Here is an 18,184-nt window from a genome sequence, read left to right on the forward strand (position 1 = left end):
TCGATTGCAGAATTTGCTGCAAATGATATACGAAACTGGGTTAGAAACGAATAGCCACAAAGGCTACGGTAATAAAAAAGAGCAGCGATTGCTGCTCTTTAGTCTATCTTGGTTATCTATGAATCATGGTTTGGGGATTGCTGTGCGCCATTCCAACCAACTCTCTTCAGCTTGAGGGTACAAGTAGAAAGAGTGACCTTTTTTTGCTGCTGGTGGAATTTGAGATTGCTCTGGTGTTGAGAAAGCGATACCACCACGTACAAGGCTATCAATTGTACCTGCTTTAATGTTTGCTCCACCTAAACCAATCGAAACATCAACGCCAGACACGTTCCAGAATACACTGTTCTGACGAACTAGGTAGGCATATTCTGGCTGAATTTCAATCTGGGTAATCACACGATCAGCGAATTCTCCTAAATGCACATCCGTTACCTGACCAACTTCCATTTGACGGTATAGGATAGGGGTGCCAATCTGCACTGAGCCACGCTGTTCACTTTGTAAGGTAAAACGCATCCCTTGTGAGCGCGCATTACCTTTCTCTAGATCAAATTTGAATGCTGCTGCACCTTGGCCCGGTTCCACGCTAATGGATTTAGACACTAATGCGCCTAGGTTTTTAACGCCGCCTAAGCCAATTTCTGGCTCAGTTAGCCAAAAGTGTGACCCGGTAACGGCAATGTCTTCCACATATTCAGGTAAAATACGGGCAGTCACTTCAACCATTTCTCGGCGGAAGTTAGGGACCACTAAAGTGACTTCACCGACTTTGACACCTTGGTATTTGATTGGCATCCCTTTGCTTACTTCCTGAGAACCGTCTGTTTCCAAAGCGATGACACGTCCAAACTTACGCGCTTGCTTTTGATCTTGATAGAGCTTCCAGCGTTGGCCAATTTTGTTCTCAATACCTGGAATTGAATCGAACGCGATACCACCTTTAATTAAGGATTTAAGCGGGTGTGCCTTAACGGTGATTCCAGCAAGTGAAGCGTCGACCTCAACGCCTGAGCGATTCCAAAATACGGTTTGAGCCGTAATCAGATGTGCGTAGCGGTTTTCAATCGTTGCTTTTACGATGACACCACCATCGACTAAATTGAAATCAGACACGCTGCCCACGGGCAGATTTCGGTAGAGCAGAGGACTGCCTTTCGAAATCGGAGGCAACTCAGAAGCAAATAAGTTAAGCGTTTTCGAACCACTCTGGTTGTATTGCGCTAATTCAGCTAAAGATTCACTTTGGAATAGCTGGTACTCTTTTTGAATCTTTTCCGCACCTTGGCTAACAAAGCTGATTGAACCTGTTAACAGTTGTTTGGCCGGTGGGACCGTCACACTGAGGCCCGATTCGGTGAGCTCGGCCGATGCACTGCCTGTTACATAGAAGCGGTTGTTGGATTTGATGAGGTGTTTGTATTCTTGATCAATCAACACATCCATGAAAACTTCATGATTCGCTTGCTGAGCTTTCTCTTCATCGAGTAGCCCTACTTTAATGATTGAACCCACAACAATGCCTTTGTAGAGGACGTTTGCACCGCTATCTAAGCCGAATGAGTTATCCGAAACAAGGCGAATCGCTATCGATTTCTCCTGCTGCTGATTAAAGACGTTTTTACGAATAGCAGTAAACTGACGTGCACGTTCACCTTCACCTGGAACGATGGTTAAGAAATTGCCACGAACAAGGTTAGCGATATTTTCGACACCAGAAAGTGATACTTTTGCTTCTTCAAGAACAAAACGTGTACCAGAGGTAAGCATGTCACTGAATGCGGGTTGGATTGCAGCAGAAGCAAGAATGACCTCACGACCTTCAGATAGGTTTAAATCCGTGACTTGGCCGACTTCAATCCCACGATACATGATCGGAGCACCTTCAGCGCTGATTTTGTTGTCATCTGGAAGGGCAATTTTGATTGCGATACCACGGCCTGCGGTTTTAAGGTCTTTATATAAACGAAATTCTTTATAATCTTCGACTGGCTCACCATCGTCTGGTGAGTCGACCGCGATCGCACCCCCAAGTAGGGCGCTCATGCTTTCTAGGCGGACATCAACGCCTTCAAAACCGATGCTTGCACCAATACCACTCACATTCCAAAAACGACTGCGGTTGTTGATGATGTGTCGGTATTGATCCTGAATGTTGGCTTGGATCGTAATGGATTTCGCATCTTCGTTTAATTGGTAGCTGTAAACTTCACCAATAGGGATTTTTTTATAAACAATCTGAGAACCAATAGAAACGCCGCCTAAGTCACGACTTTTTAGTTTGATATTGAGCCCTTGAGTGACGCGAAGATCAGTCGGTGCGGAGTCAAGTGCGTGGAACGACGTTTCAAACTCTTTACTGTCACCCGGTTGGATAGAAATGTAGTTACCGGAGACAAGAGCATCTAACCCAGATACACCAGTTAAACTTGCGGTCGGTTTAACGAGCCAAAAGCGTGTTTTCTCATTAAGCAATTTGGTTGCTTCTGGGTAAATGTCTGCATCGACATAAATGCTGCCTAAATCCTCAGACAAGTTGATGTCGCGTACCATACCCACTTCCAAGCCTTGATAGCGAATCGTCGTACGGCCAGCAATTAAACCGGCTGCATCAGAGAAGTGGATTTGTACCCGCTGTCCAGCGTCATGAATGGACTTAACGACTAGCCAACCGGCTAAAATCATCGTCAAGATCGGCAGGAGCCAAAGAGGAGAAATGCCTTTACTCCTCTTTATCTCTGGCTTGTATGACGTTTGAGAACTGTTCTGATCACTCATTAATTGACTCTTTTTCTGATTGTTTTGGGGCTTGGTCCCAGATAAGCCTTGGATCAATGCTCTCCGCGGCGAGCATTGTAAGAACGACAACTACACCAAACGCTACCGCACCGTAGCCTGGTGTGAAATCGAGAATTTGTCCACGATCGACCAATGTCATCATGATAGAGATAACAAACAAATCCATCACGGACCATTTACCGATCCACTTTACTGCAAAGTAAACCATCATTCGCTGTCTTCGAAACACCGAACGTTTAAATTTTATACATAGCAAGATGTAGGTGAGACCAAGGATTTTTGCCACAGGTACGACAATACTGGCAACAAAAATGATCACTGCGATACCGTACATCCCATTTTTGACTAAACCAGCAACGCCCGAAAATATCGTATCTTCTAAACGTTTGCCGTTCGTAAGCAAGATAGAGATAGGGATTAGGTTCGCCGGAAAAATAGCAATGGTTGCTGCGATTAGGTAAGCCCAAGTTTTTTGGATTGAATTTGGCTTACGATGGTAAAGCGCATGATTACAACGGCGGCATTTATCACCTTCTGGTTGAGAAAGGTGACACTCGTGACAATGTACGTCCTTGTGTTCAAAGTCATAGCTCGTCTCAGACTGCCATGACTCCCAGTAGCGACGGACGCTAATACGAGAAATCAACAAAACAGTGAAGATTTGCAGTAGTACGAGGCCGATCAATCCTGGTCCGACGAAAATGTCAGAGTAGTCCTGAAGCTTGAAACAGGAGATTGCAATACTGACCAAAAATACATCCAGCATGACCCAATGTTTAAGGTGTTGGATTAGCCACAGTGAAACCCTAAGTCCTTTAAACCAACGCTTGTGTAATGACCAATGTGCGGTTACGACAGAGCTGCATACGATGAGTGGGGCGAGGGAGCTGCAAAACAGAATTAAGATAGAAAGAAGGACAAAGCCTTCTTGAAACAGCGTAATCATCCCAGATGGCAGTGTTGCCGGTATCATTACACCGAACAGACGAATGCTGATGAAATTAAAAAAATGTGAAGGGATGAACAGGAGAATGCAGGTAACCGCGATAGCAAGATTACCAGACAAGCTTGGACTGCCACCTCGATACAACTCAGTACCGCAGCGTGGGCAGTGCGCATTTCTTCGATTAGGTAAATCGACAATATCGACAGGTAACTCGCAACCTTGGCATAAGCGAACATTATTGGGTTGCGACGCATGTTTAGACAGAGAGGTCACAACGACCTCTCCACTAAGAATGGTTTAAGCGTGGGACTGAATGCCCCCGTATAGGGTTTGATATAAGCCTTCTTGCTCAACAAGCTCACCATGGGTTCCTGTTTGCGTCACTCTTCCGTCCTCAAGCACATAAATCAAATCAGCTTGCTTAACGGCAGATAAGCGGTGCGCGACGATTAGTGTCGTTCTACCACGTAAGAATTCAGTTAACGCCTTATGAAGAGCCGCTTCAGTTGCGGTATCCAATGCAGACGTTGCTTCATCTAGGATAACAAATTGTGGATTACTCAACACCATTCGTGCAATAGCTAAACGTTGACGTTGGCCCCCAGATAGGCGAATACCATTGCGTCCGATTTGCGTATCCAAACCGTGGTTTAGTTGAGAAATTACATCTTGCAACTGCGCAACTTCTAGAGCGCGCCACAATGACATTTCGTCAAAATCCCCACCGAGGGTCAGATTATGCCTCAACGAGTCATTAAATAGTATAGGTTGTTGTAAAACCACGGCAATTTTGTCGCGTATCACTTCAAAGCTAATGTCGTCTGTCAGTTCATCATTAAAACGGATTGAACCTGCGTTTTGTCTGTATACACCAATCAACAGCTGAATCAGCGTCGATTTACCACCACCACTTGCACCGACCAAGGCTACTTTCTTACCAGCTGGGATGTGTAACGAGAGATCGTCCAACACTTTGTTTTCATTATTGTATGAAAAATCAACATGTTCGATTTTCACATCAACTTCTTTATTTTCTTTGAAAGGATTTACCTTAGAGACAGGTCTATGTTCTTCTTCCAATTCTAATAGGTCGTTAATGCGTTTTAGTGCGGCTTTTGCGCTATACCAAGAGAATTGGATACCCAGTAGTTCCTGGACAGGAGAGAGCATAAACCAAAGGTAACCGAATACTGCGAAGATTTGACCAATGGTGAGGTCACTGAACATCACCATTAACATCGCAACAGCACGGAACAGCTCAAAGCCAATTAAAAATAAGAGGAAAGAAACTCGACCCGCGGCTTCGGATTGCCATGCATACTTGTCCGCATCAATACGAACTTGGTCAGCGTTGTTCTTCAATTGCTGTAGAAATTCGCGCTCTTTGTTTGCTGCGCGTAATTGATAGATACCATCTAGCGTTTCGACTAATCGATTCTGGAAGATTTCGAATGAATGGTTTTCCTTACGTTTTAGGTGTTTAACCATGCTCCCCAGTTTGCGAGAGAAGTAGATAACGATAGGGTTAACCAAAAGAATAAAGAGGCCGAGACGCCAGTCGAGCCATAGAAGGACAATGGCGGTACCAATCACCGTTAGAAAACTGATAACAAATTTAGCTAACGTAGAACCAATGAATTTATCAATAGTCTCAATGTCGGTGATAAGGTGAGCATTGATGCCACCGCTGCCTTTTGTCTCGTATTGTCGAATACTGATGCGACCGAGTTTGTCGATCATTTTACTTCGCATTTCAAACGTGATGGTTTTGGAGACTAAAGTAAATTGTCGGCTCTGAAGAATATTGAACGCTTGACTGCCCGCCCGCATGAGCACAACCAAAAAGAGAGTAAAGAAAATATATCCCGTCGGTGTATGCCACGTTTCAGGTAAGACTGCATTCATTGCCGCAAGGCCTGATGCCGGTTTGTCCAATAAGACTTCATCCACCATTAAAGGCATAAGAAGAGGGATTGGAACACTAATCAAGGTTGCAAGAACAGCAATCAAGTTCGCCACAATCAACTTGGACTTGTGCTTTTTGACTTGTGTTATCAACCAAGAACGGCTAATAGTGTCGTTTTTCGGATTCATTGTAATTGAGAATAAGTCCTATTAAAAAGTAGGGCTGCATTGTAGCGCCATACTGTAAGAATGGAAGCCTAAATAAAAAGTAGGAAGTTAATATGAACATAGAACAATACCAAAGACTTACCAAACAAGCCGTAGCGCTGATCGAGTCAGAAAAAGACTACGTCGCGAACCTTGCCAACATCAGCTCACTACTATTTATGGAGCTTGACGAGCTCAACTGGGCGGGTTTTTACCTTAAAAAAGGAAATGAACTGGTACTTGGGCCATTTCAAGGCAAACCTGCTTGCGTTCGTATCCCAATGGGGCGTGGTGTTTGTGGTACAGCTGCTCAAACTAATACCGTACAAAGAGTATACGACGTTCATGAGTTTGAAGGTCACATTGCCTGTGATGCTGCGAGTAATTCGGAAATTGTTATTCCTTTTACTATCAATGGAGAAGTGGCTGGCGTATTGGATATTGATAGCCCAAATATCGGCCGATTCGATGAAACAGACGAAGAAGGACTCACTCATTTTATGTCAGAAGTAGAAAAGCTGCTTAATTCGCACGCTAACGACGCATAAATTCGTCCTCTAGTGTGGTTTTTCCTTGGCATGTCACTATAATACGAGAATATTTTTTCTTAATGCTTCGCGGAAATCCGCTCAAACCAGGAACCCTCATGACTGAAAAGTTAAAAAACAGCAAAGAAGTTATCGCATACATTGCTGAATGTTTCCCTAAGTGCTTTACTTTAGAAGGTGAAGCAAAGCCTCTGAAAATTGGTATTTTTCAAGATCTTGCGGAACGTCTAAATGAAGACGAAAAAGTAAGCAAAACTCAGCTTCGTGCAGCGTTAAGACAGTACACTTCATCATGGCGTTACCTACACGGTGTAAAACCAGGTGCAGTACGTGTTGATCTAGATGGCAACCCATGTGGTGAGCTAGAGGAAGAACACGTAGAACACGCAAAAGCAACACTAGCTGAAAGCAAAGCGAAAGTTCAGGCTCGTCGTAAAGAACAAGCACAAAAAGCTCGTGAAGAGGGTAAGGCGAAAGCGAAACCTGCGGCTAAAAAGCCACAACAGCCTCGTCGTACTAACAAACCAAAAGTACAAAAAGAAAGTAAGCCTGTTGAAACACGCGCGCTAAACGCTGATGAAATCACAATCGGCAATGCAGTAAACGTGAACATGGGTAAAGGAAACATGGCAGCGACCATTGTTGAAGTCAATAAGGAAGATGTACGTGTTCAACTTGCTAACGGCCTACAAATGGTTGTGAAAGCGGAGCACTTGCGCGCATAAGGGAGATACTCCTACGCATGAATTGCCGTTCAAAAGTGACACTGATTGCTGCTAGCTTCTGGCTAGCAGCATCAGCTCAGGCTCTAGAAGCCAAACTAAACAAAGATGATTTGCCGGTTCTTGCTCCTGAAGTTCAGCATGAAACAGCCAGCAAACGAGTGACTTCTCGATTTACCCGCTCTCATTATAAGCACTTCAATCTGAATGATGATTTCTCCAAAGCGATCTTCGAACGCTATGTAGAAATGCTTGATTACAATAGAAATATTTTTACTCAAGCCGATATCGATTCTTTCAAAGATTGGTCAATTAGCCTTGATGATCAGCTTAAAGCTGGCAACAACAAGATTGCATTTGATGTTTATAACCTTTCGATGCAGAAGCGTTTTGACCGTTTTGCCTACGCACTGACTCTACTCGATAAAGAAATCAAGTTTGATACTGACGAATCTATCGAACTGGATCGTTCTGAAGCCGCATGGCCTAAAAACGAAGCCGAGCTAAATGAGTTATGGCGCAAACGTGTTAAGTACGATGCTCTAAACCTTAAAATGACTGGTAAAGAATGGCCAGAAATCAAAGAGGTTTTAGAGAAGCGTTACAACAACGCGATGAAACGCATTACGCAAACTCGCAACGAAGATGCTTTCCAACTTTACATGAATGCTTTCGCTCGTGAAGTTGATCCGCACACTAGCTACTTGTCTCCTCGAAATGCAGAACAATTCCAATCAGAGATGAATTTGTCTCTTGAAGGTATTGGTGCCGTACTTCAAATGACCGATGACTACACAGTGATTCGATCTTTGGTTGCCGGCGGTCCTGCTTCTAAGAGCAAACAGTTGGGCGAGGGTGACCGCATCATCGGTGTTGGTCAAGATGGCGAAGAAGTTGTCGATGTCATTGGTTGGCGTCTTGATGACGTCGTTCAGTTAATCAAAGGCCCTAAGGGAACCAAAGTTAACCTACAAGTCTTGCCAGAAGGCAAAGATGCAAAGAGTTACGTTGTCACTATTGTTCGTGACAAAGTTCGCTTAGAAGACCGCGCGGTTAAATCTGAAATCATCGAAAAAGACGGTAAAAAGATTGGTGTTCTTGAAGTTCCAAGCTTCTACGTTGGTCTCTCGAAAGATACAGACAAACTGCTTGCTGAACTAAAAGCCAAGAACGTTGATGGCGTGATCGTTGATTTACGAAACAACGGTGGTGGTGCACTGACAGAAGCAACCGCTTTAACCGGTCTCTTTATTAAAGAGGGCCCGGTTGTTCAAGTTCGTGATAGCTACGGACGCATCAAGGTAAATGCAGATACCGATGGCCAAATAAGTTATGACGGCCCGCTAACTGTATTGATCAACCGTTACAGTGCTTCAGCGTCTGAGATCTTTGCGGCAGCAATGCAGGATTATAACCGTGCGATTATTCTTGGCGAAAACTCTTTCGGCAAGGGTACCGTTCAGCAACATCGTTCACTGAACCATATCTACGATCTTTTCGATAAAGAGCTTGGTTATGTTCAATACACGATTCAGAAGTTCTACCGCATTGATGGTGGCAGTACTCAGAACCGTGGTGTTGCACCAGACATCGCTTATCCAACGCCAGTTGAGCCAAGCGAAACAGGTGAAAGTGTTGAAGATAACGCGCTGCCTTGGGATAGCATTGATAAAGCAAAATATCAGACGTTCCCAAGTAACGACGCACTTGTAACTCAACTGACTGAACTTCACAACAAACGTATCGCAGATGAAATGGAATTCCGCTTCATCAAAGAAGATATCGAGAAGTACCGTAAAGAGAAAGACGATAACTTATTGTCTCTTAACGAGAAAGTTCGTGAAGATGAATCGGATAAAGCCGAGGCTCTACGTCTAGAGCGCATCAATGAACGTCAAGCTGCAATGGGTAAAGAACCATTCAAAACGCTTGATGATGTGCCAAAAGATTACGAAGCACCAGACGTTTATCTAGATGAATCCGTTGCTGTTATGGTCGATATGCTGAAAAGCTAATAATTCAGTCATAATGACTAACAATTCTGTGTATTAAGAGCGAGTCATAGCGATTCGCTCTTTTTTTATGCGCTTTTCGCTAGGAGTATTCACTGCAAATGAGTTAATTCTGCGCTTAATTTTCTTAAACAATTTACGTGATGTAGATCAAATATTTCGCGAAAGTGAGATCTAAAGCCTAAGCTAAAAGAAAACGATAAGGATACCGTTATGAAATGGTTCATTATTTTACTTAGCTTTTGCTGCTATAGCGTTTCTAGTGCGGAAACCAACAAAGAAGACGAACTCAGTCACTTTGATACTCCTTTTCTCATAGGGGATTGGTACTTAATGAACCCAAACCCTGAGGATTCAGCGGAGAATTTTCGCGCAATCAAACTGACACTTGGTTCTAATTATACTTTCTCAATAGATATCCAAAAGAAAGACTATTCTATCGATCATTGGGAAGGACTATATAACGCTAATGAGGACACCATTGTTCTTGGGTTAAACACAGATGAACCTCAAATCTACGCCTATCAAAACAACCACAACACACTTGACCTAAACGGTGTGACTTTTACCAAAGGACTCTCCAACGCACTAGCTGGTATTTGGTCAAGCTCTCATGTTGCAGGAGACGGTATGTTGGCGAACAACATCAACCAAATGGACCTTATCCTCCAGCCTGATTTTGTCTTTATGTTCCGTGTCGCTAATGAATCCGGAGAAGAATCAGTGAAACAGGGTGTCTTTTATACCGAGGGTGAACACCTAGTCCTTTTGTACGAAAACGGTGAGCATGGTACGCGCTATAAGCTGAACCAAAACGAGCTTACTATTGAGGATTCTAGTGGAGAGATGTACGCGGTACTCAATCGAGTCACACCCTAAATGATTCATTTCCATTATTTCACGCTGGTTTATTAATAGTGAAATATTCTGATGTTGATTAAATGTTAAACAGAAAGCGGAGCTAAGCCACTAAAAGCTCCGTTTTTTTATAGAAAGACTTGTATTCTGATACCACAACCCCTACAAATAGCTTATATCGTGATACCAGTGTGAGGTGTTTGAGCCTCCGGTCCTGGTATTTTTGTGGTTCTATATACAAGGATTTATGGACATGTCTCAAGCTCCCCAAGCAAAATATCGCAAAGACTATCAAGCGCCTTCGCATGCGATTATTGATATCGATTTAACGTTTGATCTTTACGACAACGACACTATCGTGACCGCAGTATCAAAAGTAGTTCAAAAGGGCGAATCAACAACTTTAGAATTAGACGGTGAAGGGCTAGAGCTTCGTTCCGTAAAAGTAAATGGTGAAGATTGGGCTCATCATGAAGTAAAAGAAGCCTCTTTAGTTATTACCAATTTGCCTGCGGAATTTGATTTAGAAATCATTACTAAAATCGACCCAGCAGCAAGCACGGCACTTGAAGGTCTTTACAAATCAGGTGGTGCGTTCTGTACGCAGTGTGAAGCAGAAGGCTTCCGTCGCATTACTTACTACCTAGACCGTCCAGACGTTCTTGCGAAATACACAACAAAAGTGATCGCAGACAAAGCCGTGTATCCATACCTATTGAGCAATGGTAACCGCGTCGCTGAAGGTGAGGCAGAAAATGGTCGTCATTGGGTTCAATGGCAAGACCCACACCCAAAACCAGCTTACTTGTTTGCGTTGGTAGCCGGTGATTTTGATGTACTACGTGACAAATACACAACCACATCAGGTCGTGAAGTAGACCTAGAAATCTTTGTCGACAAAGGCAACCTAGATCGTGCTGGTCATGCGATAACTTCACTTATCAACTCAATGAAGTGGGATGAAGACCGCTTTGGTCTTGAGTATGATCTAGATATTTACATGATCGTGGCCGTTGATTTCTTCAACATGGGCGCGATGGAAAACAAAGGTCTAAACATCTTCAACTCGAAGTTTGTCCTTGCGAATGAAAAAACCGCGACTGACCGTGAATACCTTGGTATTGAGGCGGTAATCGGTCACGAATACTTCCACAACTGGACGGGTAACCGTGTTACTTGTCGTGACTGGTTCCAGCTGAGTTTGAAAGAGGGCCTAACGGTGTTCCGCGATCAAGAGTTCTCATCTGATCTTGGTTCACGTGCAGTAAACCGCATCGACAACGTTCGCATTATCCGCGGTCCTCAATTCGCGGAAGATTCAAGCCCAATGTCGCATCCAATTCGTCCGGATAAAGTTATTGAAATGAATAACTTCTACACGCTAACCGTGTACGAAAAGGGCAGCGAAGTGATCCGCATGTATCATACGCTACTTGGCGAAGAAGGTTTCCAAAAAGGCATGAAACTGTACTTCGACCGTCATGATGGTACTGCAGCAACGTGTGAAGATTTCGTTTCTGCAATGGAAGACGCAACGGGCGTTGACCTTAAGCAATTCCGTTTATGGTACAGCCAGTCTGGCACGCCAACACTTCGTGTAAACAGTGAATTCAATGCGGAAGCAAAAACTTACGCACTAACGGTTGAGCAATTTACTGAAGCAACGCACGACCAATCAGAAAAACAATCGCTACATATTCCATTCGATATTGAGCTATACGCGCAAAACGGTGACGTGATTCCACTGGTTATCAACGGTGAATCCGTACACAACGTTCTGGACGTGAAGCAAGACAAACAGACTTTCGTATTCGAAAACGTTGCAGAACAACCAGTGCCATCATTGCTTCGTGAGTTCTCTGCACCGGTTAAATTGGAATACGATTACAGCGATGATGAACTGATCTTCTTGATGAAGCACGCAACAAACGATTTTGCTCGTTGGGATGCAAGCCAAATGCTGCTAGCGAAGTACATTCGTCAAAACGTAACTAACGTTCAAGCGGGTGATGAGGTTAAGCTATCAGAAGACTTAATCGATGCATTCCGTGGCGTGTTACTTGATGCGAATCTTGAGCCAGCGTTTATCGCACAAGTTCTGTCTTTACCTTCAATTAACGAAATCACCGGTTGGTATAAGCAGATTGATATTGATGCGGTAGATACAGTACTGAATAACATTACAGTGTCACTTTCTAAAGAACTAGAAGATGAACTGAGTGCTACTTACCATGCATTGAACCAAGCAGAGTACAGCATTGACCACGACGCTATTGGTAAACGAGCTTTGCGTAACCAATGTCTGCAGTTCCTCGCTCATACTGAGAAGGGTAATGAACTAGCGAAAGCGCAATACGAGTCATCAAACAACATGACAGACACGATCGCGGCAATGAGTGCAGCGAACAATGCGCAACTTGCATGTCGTGAAGCCCTAATGGCGGACTACAGTGACAAGTGGAAGCACGATGGTCTGGTTATGGACAAATGGTTTGTTCTTCAGGGCAGCAACCCGGTTGAAAACGCACTTGAGAAAGTGAAAGAAACCATGAGCCACGAAGCATTTAGCTTGAAGAACCCGAACCGTACGCGTAGCTTGATTGGTTCTTTCTTAAACGCAAACCCTGTGCGCTTCCATGATAAATCAGGCTCTGGCTACCAGTTTGCTGGTGAGATCCTTCGTCAGTTGAACGATACCAACCCACAAGTGGCGTCTCGTATGATCGATCCTCTATTGAAGTTCCGTAAATACGATGAAGGCCGCCAAGCGCTTATCCGTGCAGAGCTTGAAAAGCTTAAAGCGATGGACAATTTAGCGAAAGACCTATTCGAAAAAGTGACTAAAGCACTAGACGAATAATCGACAAAAGAATAGGGTGGTCGTTAAGGTCACCCTAGTTTTTTGTTCTGACAATAATCCATTCTAATGAACCAGTATTACTTCTCTCTCAATATCTCTTATCAAACATTTCTTTCACACTATTCCGGTGCCGCTAGTTCGGTACAAGTCATTACTGACAATGGTTTAAGAGTGCAACTAGATGCATCAAAATTTAGACCATTTCTTAGTCAATTAGGCGTTAGAGGTCGTTTTAGACTCACAACTGACCAAAATAATAAGTTTCTAAAGTTAGAAACTCTGTGATGCCTGATATTCCTAGTGAGTTAAACAGGAATCTTAGTCACATAATCAAACATTTCACCTCTTACCACTGCGAATTTTTGTTAAACATTTGTAATTATGCTTTTACAATAAGTGTATGCATTACCTATGCTTAGTTTCGAGGCTAAAACCCGAAGTTAAGTCCCCCTACAAAACAACAATTCTAATGTGGAGTGTGAATATGACCGCGCGTGAAAATGTAGTGCCGGTTCTGCTTGAAAAGGTATACCAACTAATTCAAGACAAACTCGAGCTTTCTCACCAACCGCTTGTAACTAAACTTGCTCAACACTTATTTAGTAACATTGCTGATGATGACTTGATTCAGCGAAACGAATCCGACCTTTATGGTGCCGTGGTTAGTCTGTGGCATCACGTCAATGAAAAGAAACCAGAAGACATCTCTGTAAGGGTATTTAACCCAGCAGTCAGCCGCCAAGGTTGGCAATCGACTCACACTATTGTTGAAATTGTTGTTCCAGATAGCCCATTTTTGGTGGATTCCATCAAGATGGCGCTAACGCGACTCGATCTTGTCTCTCACTTAATGCTTAACAACCCAACGCAACTAGAACGCGATAAGAAAGGGCAAGTGACAGACATTAATGGTGAAGGCGGCGTCCTTCAATCTCTATTCCACATCGAAGTTGATCGCTTAACCAGTAAAGATGAAATGCAAGCGTTAAAAAATGAGCTGCTCACTATCTTGTCTGACACGCGCTTAGTCGTTGATGACTGGAAGCAAATGGTTGAAAAACTTAAGATCGTCACCAACGACCTTGAGAAGAATAAAGATCGTGTTTCAATGAAAACAGATCGTTTAGATGAAACGATCGAATACCTACGCTGGTTAGGGGATCATAACTTCACCTTCATGGGGTATAAGGAATATGATCTTGTCAGTGTCAATGGTGATACTGAGCTTCAGCCGGTGAAAGAGAAAGGCCTTGGCATGTTTGCTGATGACAGTCGCGTTCGCAGCATCAAGCTTTCTGAGCTGTCAGACTCTGCGCGCCTTGAAGCGAAAAAACCTTACGCGCTGATCATCACTAAGGGCAATCAAGCATCACGTATTCACCGTCCAGCATACACTGACTACATTGGTGTTAAAAAATTCGATGAGAATGGCAAAGTAGTCGGTGAGCATCGCTTTACTGGTCTATACACTTCTGCGGTATACAATCAAGCCGTACAAAGCATTCCCCTGATTCGCGAGAAAGTGGATCGTATTCTAGAAGCGAGTGGATATCGCAATGGATCGTACTCGTACAAAGCGCTGCACAACATCCTAGAAAACTACCCTCGTGATGAACTACTTCAAGCTCGTGAAGAAGAGCTATTAGAAGTGGGGATGGGCGTCGTGCAAATGCAAGACCGTGACTTGTTACGTCTATTTGTTCGTAAAGACCCTTTTGGGCGTTTCTTTAGCTGCATGGTTTATGTGACAAAAGATCGTTACAACACCGAACTACGTCGCCAAACTCAACGCATTCTTAAGCAGTACTTTGGCTGCGAGCAAGAGGTTGAATTTACGACTTTCTTCTCTGAAAGTCCGTTGGCAAGAACCCATTACATCGTTCGTGTAGACAACAACAACATTGACGTAGACGTGAAAAAGATTGAGCAGAACTTAATGGAAGTATCGACTTCATGGGATGACCGCCTAAAAGAATCCATCATTGCTAACTTCGGTGAGAGTAAAGGTCTTCCTCTTTCAAAAGAATACATGAGCGCGTTCCCTCGTTCATACAAAGAAGACATGATGCCTGGTTCTGCGGTTGCAGACATCGAACGTCTAGAAGCGTTAAGCGATGACAACAAACTGGGCATGCTGTTCTACCGTCCGCAAGAAGAAGCGGCAGAATCTAAAGCGGTTCGCTTAAAGCTTTACCACCGCAACGAGCCAATTCACCTATCTGACGTTATGCCAATGTTGGAAAACCTAGGCCTACGTGTGATCGGCGAATCTCCATATGAGATCGAAACCAACAACGGTCAAACGTTCTGGATCCTTGATTTCTCAATGCTACATAAGAGCGACAAGACCGTTGATCTTCGTGAAGCTCGAGATCGTTTCCAGCAAGCATTCGCGGCGATTTGGGCAGGTAATTTAGAGAGTGATGGTTTCAACCGTTTGTTGCTAGGCGCTTCACTGTCTGGTCGTGAAATTTCTATTCTTCGTGCATACGCTCGCTACATGCGCCAAGTTGGCTTCCCATTTAGTCAACAATATATTGAAGATACCCTGAGCCATTACCCTGATTTAGCAACAGGTTTGGTGAATCTATTTGCTAAGCGATTCGATCCAAAACACAAGGGTAGTGAGAAAGGTCAGAACGATCTTATCAAGAAAATAACCGAGCAATTGGATCGCGTTGAAAGCCTAGATGATGATCGTATTATCCGTCGTTATATGGAAATGATCACAGCAACGCTACGTACGAACTATTACCAGTTAGACGAAGATAAGCAGCCAAAACCTTGGTTATCATTGAAGATGAAGCCAAGCGAAATCCCTGACATTCCTCAGCCAGTGCCTGCGTTTGAAATCTTCGTGTACGCACCGGATATCGAGGGTGTTCACCTACGTGGCGGTAAAGTCGCGCGTGGTGGTCTGCGTTGGTCAGACCGTCAAGAAGACTTCCGTACTGAGATTCTTGGTCTGGTCAAAGCTCAACAAGTTAAAAACACGGTGATTGTTCCAGTGGGAGCAAAAGGTGGCTTCGTATGTAAACGTCAGCACACTCTAACTAACCGTGATGAAATTTTTGCCGAAGGTCAGCGTTGTTATAAACGCTTCATCCGCGCACTATTGGATGTTTCCGATAACATCATCGAAGGTGAAGTCATTCCGCCGAAGAGTGTCGTGCGTCATGATGAGGACGATCCATACTTGGTTGTTGCAGCCGATAAAGGCACTGCAACTTTCTCTGACTTGGCAAACTCTGTATCTAACGAGTATAACTTCTGGCTAGGTGATGCGTTTGCATCAGGTGGCTCTAATGGTTACGACCACAAAGCAATGGGTATCACTGCGAAAGGTGGTTGGGAGTCGGTAAAACGTCACTTCCGAGAAATGGGTATCAACTGTCAAACCACTGATTTTACGGCTATTGGTGTCGGTGATATGGCTGGGGACGTATTTGGTAACGGCATGTTGCTCTCTAAGCACATTCGCTTACAAGCTGCGTTTAACCACATGCACATTTTCATTGACCCGAATCCTGACTCTGCTACCAGTTGGGTAGAGCGTGATCGCTTATTCAACCTCCCTCGATCAAGCTGGGAAGACTACAACGCGGATTTGATCTCGAAGGGCGGTGGTATTTTCTCTCGTCGCTCTAAATCGATCCAATTAACACCAGAAATCCAAAAGATGTTGGGCACGAAGAAAGCATCTTTGCCGCCAAACGATCTGATTAAGATGATCTTACAAATGGAAGTGGATCTACTTTGGAATGGTGGTATCGGTACTTACGTTAAAGCATCTAGCGAAACGCATACCGATGTTGGTGACCGTGCAAACGACGTGCTCCGTATCGACGGACGTGATTTAAAAGCGAAAGTCGTTGGTGAAGGCGGTAACTTAGGTATGACTCAGCTTGGTCGTATCGAGTACGCAACCACAGGTGGACGTGTAAATACCGACTTTGTGGATAACGTTGGTGGTGTAGATTGTTCAGATAACGAAGTGAACATTAAGATCTTCTTGAACGGCCTTGTATCAAATGGTGATTTAACGGTTAAACAACGCAACCTGATTCTTGAATCAATGGAAGACGAAGTCGGCGAAATTGTTTTGGACGATGCTTACCGTCAATCTGAATCGATTTCAGTGACCGAGCAGCAAGGTGTTGGCATTGTTAAAGAGCAAATCCGCTTTATCCATACGATGGAGAAAGCTGGGTACTTGGATCGTGCACTTGAATACATTCCTGACGACGAAACACTGATTGAACGCGAAAAACAAGGTCTTGGTCTGACGCGTCCCGAGCTTTCAGTGTTGGTTGCTTACGGCAAGATGGTTCTAAAAGAGCAACTCGTTGCTGACGAGATTGCGAATGATGAATTCCATGGGAAACAATTAGTTGCTTACTTCCCAAGTGAGTTACGCCGTAACTACAAAGATCAAATGGTGAACCACCCGCTGCGTGCAGAAATCATCGCGACGGCGTTAGCTAACCAAATGGTTAATGAAATGGGCTGTAATTTCGTGACTCGTCTTCAAGAAGAAACGGGCGCGAGTGTAGTTGATATCGCAAATGCTTACAGTGCAACCCGTGAAATCTTCGGATTGGAAGATATCCTCAAGCAAACCCGTGCTCTAGATAACGTTGCAACAGCGGAAGCACAGTACGAAATCATGTTCTACGTACGCCGTGCACTGCGTCGTATCTCTCGCTGGTTACTACGTAATCGTAGCAGTAAGAGCACAGTGACTGAGTTGGTTGCTTTGTATAAAGACGATGTTCACACTATCACTGAAACACTAGACACCATGCTAGTTGAGTCTGAAGTAGAAGAGCACAACGAACTTGCGAAGAAGTGGGTTGAACGCGGAGTAGAAGAGAAGCTAGCACATCATGTTGCTCGTCTATCAAGCTTACAATCAGCACTGGATATTTCAACAGTAGCAAGCGAAACAGGTAAAACAGTAGAGCAAGCTTCGAAGTTGTACTTTAACTTGGGTGACCGTTTATCACTTCACTGGTTCTTGAAGCAAATCAATAGCCAAGCCGTTGATAATAATTGGCAGGCATTGGCGCGAGCGGCATTCCGTGAAGATCTAGACTGGCAACAACGTCAGTTGACGGCTCAAGTGTTGACTTGTGGTTGTTCAAGCGAAGATCTTGATGTGATTCAAGCGTTAGAGGATTGGATGTCAACGAATGAGCTGTCTTTACATCGTTGGGAGAGTATTCTAAACGAATTTAAAGTCGGTTCAGTTCATGAGTTTGCGAAGTTCTCAGTAGCACTTCGAGAGTTGGTTTTGCTTAACCTAAATTGTTCCTCGAACGAATAGG

10 protein-coding genes are annotated in these 18,184 nt (G+C 44.0%); 7 read left to right on the plus strand and 3 right to left on the minus strand.

Translation table 11 applies throughout. The features are described from left to right. Nucleotides 1-123 precede the first annotated feature (123 nt). Genes L1076_RS17840 through L1076_RS17850 form a run of 3 tightly spaced genes read right to left on the minus strand, consistent with a single transcriptional unit; the run spans nt 124 to nt 5,839 of the window. On the minus strand, nt 124-2,778 hold the full coding sequence (locus L1076_RS17840) for an MlaD family protein (RefSeq protein ID WP_237304191.1): 2,655 nt from the start codon (nt 2,776-2,778) through the stop codon (nt 124-126). Further along, nucleotides 2,771-4,018, minus strand: a complete 1,248-nt coding sequence (locus tag L1076_RS17845) for a paraquat-inducible protein A (RefSeq protein ID WP_038872999.1) — start codon at nt 4,016-4,018, stop codon at nt 2,771-2,773. The genes L1076_RS17840 and L1076_RS17845 overlap by 8 nt, the downstream gene beginning before the upstream one ends. 24 nt (nt 4,019-4,042) lie before the next feature. Further along, on the minus strand, nt 4,043-5,839 hold the full coding sequence (locus L1076_RS17850) for an ABC transporter ATP-binding protein (RefSeq protein WP_045420910.1): 1,797 nt from the start codon (nt 5,837-5,839) through the stop codon (nt 4,043-4,045). Nucleotides 5,840-5,931: 92 nt separating this feature from the next. On the opposite strand from L1076_RS17850, the gene L1076_RS17855 reads away from it, so the two are divergent. From L1076_RS17855 to L1076_RS17885, 7 genes are all read left to right on the plus strand, one after another. Then, nucleotides 5,932-6,405, plus strand: a complete 474-nt coding sequence (locus tag L1076_RS17855) for a GAF domain-containing protein (RefSeq protein ID WP_038881975.1) — start codon at nt 5,932-5,934, stop codon at nt 6,403-6,405. Nucleotides 6,406-6,503: 98 nt separating this feature from the next. After that, the gene (gene proQ / locus L1076_RS17860; RefSeq protein WP_038872990.1) at nt 6,504-7,130 is read left to right on the plus strand and encodes an RNA chaperone ProQ; all 627 of its coding nucleotides are present in this window, start codon (nt 6,504-6,506) and stop codon (nt 7,128-7,130) included. A gap of 17 nt (nt 7,131-7,147) precedes the next feature. Next, nucleotides 7,148-9,142 (plus strand): carboxy terminal-processing peptidase, encoded by a 1,995-nt coding sequence (prc, locus tag L1076_RS17865; protein WP_005440088.1) that lies wholly within the window; start codon nt 7,148-7,150, stop codon nt 9,140-9,142. A 210-nt stretch (nt 9,143-9,352) separates the two neighbouring features. Then, nucleotides 9,353-10,018, plus strand: a complete 666-nt coding sequence (locus L1076_RS17870; RefSeq protein WP_054757164.1) for a hypothetical protein — start codon at nt 9,353-9,355, stop codon at nt 10,016-10,018. A gap of 232 nt (nt 10,019-10,250) precedes the next feature. Continuing rightward, on the plus strand, nt 10,251-12,857 hold the full coding sequence (gene pepN, locus L1076_RS17875) for an aminopeptidase N (RefSeq protein ID WP_237304192.1): 2,607 nt from the start codon (nt 10,251-10,253) through the stop codon (nt 12,855-12,857). A 66-nt stretch (nt 12,858-12,923) separates the two neighbouring features. Continuing rightward, entirely contained in the window at nt 12,924-13,142 is a 219-nt protein-coding gene (locus tag L1076_RS17880) for a DUF2835 domain-containing protein (protein ID WP_078607003.1), read from the plus strand. 199 nt (nt 13,143-13,341) lie between these two features. Further along, nucleotides 13,342-18,183, plus strand: a complete 4,842-nt coding sequence (locus tag L1076_RS17885) for an NAD-glutamate dehydrogenase (RefSeq protein ID WP_104034529.1) — start codon at nt 13,342-13,344, stop codon at nt 18,181-18,183. Nucleotide 18,184 lies beyond the last annotated feature (1 nt).

It is taken from the genome of Vibrio sp. MMG023, from assembly GCF_021654215.1.
GTDB lineage: Bacteria > Pseudomonadota > Gammaproteobacteria > Enterobacterales > Vibrionaceae > Vibrio > Vibrio jasicida.

What these genes read in the sequence shown, in the direction of transcription:
- L1076_RS17840 (WP_237304191.1), bottom strand. Translation starts at nt 2,778, where the DNA reads ATGAGTGATCAGAACAGTTCTCAAACGTCATACAAGCCAGAGATAAAG.
- L1076_RS17850 (WP_045420910.1), bottom strand. Translation starts at nt 5,839, where the DNA reads ATGAATCCGAAAAACGACACTATTAGCCGTTCTTGGTTGATAACACAA.
- L1076_RS17855 (WP_038881975.1), top strand. Translation starts at nt 5,932, where the DNA reads ATGAACATAGAACAATACCAAAGACTTACCAAACAAGCCGTAGCGCTG.
- proQ (WP_038872990.1), top strand. Translation starts at nt 6,504, where the DNA reads ATGACTGAAAAGTTAAAAAACAGCAAAGAAGTTATCGCATACATTGCT.
- prc (WP_005440088.1), top strand. Translation starts at nt 7,148, where the DNA reads ATGAATTGCCGTTCAAAAGTGACACTGATTGCTGCTAGCTTCTGGCTA.
- L1076_RS17870 (WP_054757164.1), top strand. Translation starts at nt 9,353, where the DNA reads ATGAAATGGTTCATTATTTTACTTAGCTTTTGCTGCTATAGCGTTTCT.
- pepN (WP_237304192.1), top strand. Translation starts at nt 10,251, where the DNA reads ATGTCTCAAGCTCCCCAAGCAAAATATCGCAAAGACTATCAAGCGCCT.
- L1076_RS17880 (WP_078607003.1), top strand. Translation starts at nt 12,924, where the DNA reads ATGAACCAGTATTACTTCTCTCTCAATATCTCTTATCAAACATTTCTT.
- L1076_RS17885 (WP_104034529.1), top strand. Translation starts at nt 13,342, where the DNA reads ATGACCGCGCGTGAAAATGTAGTGCCGGTTCTGCTTGAAAAGGTATAC.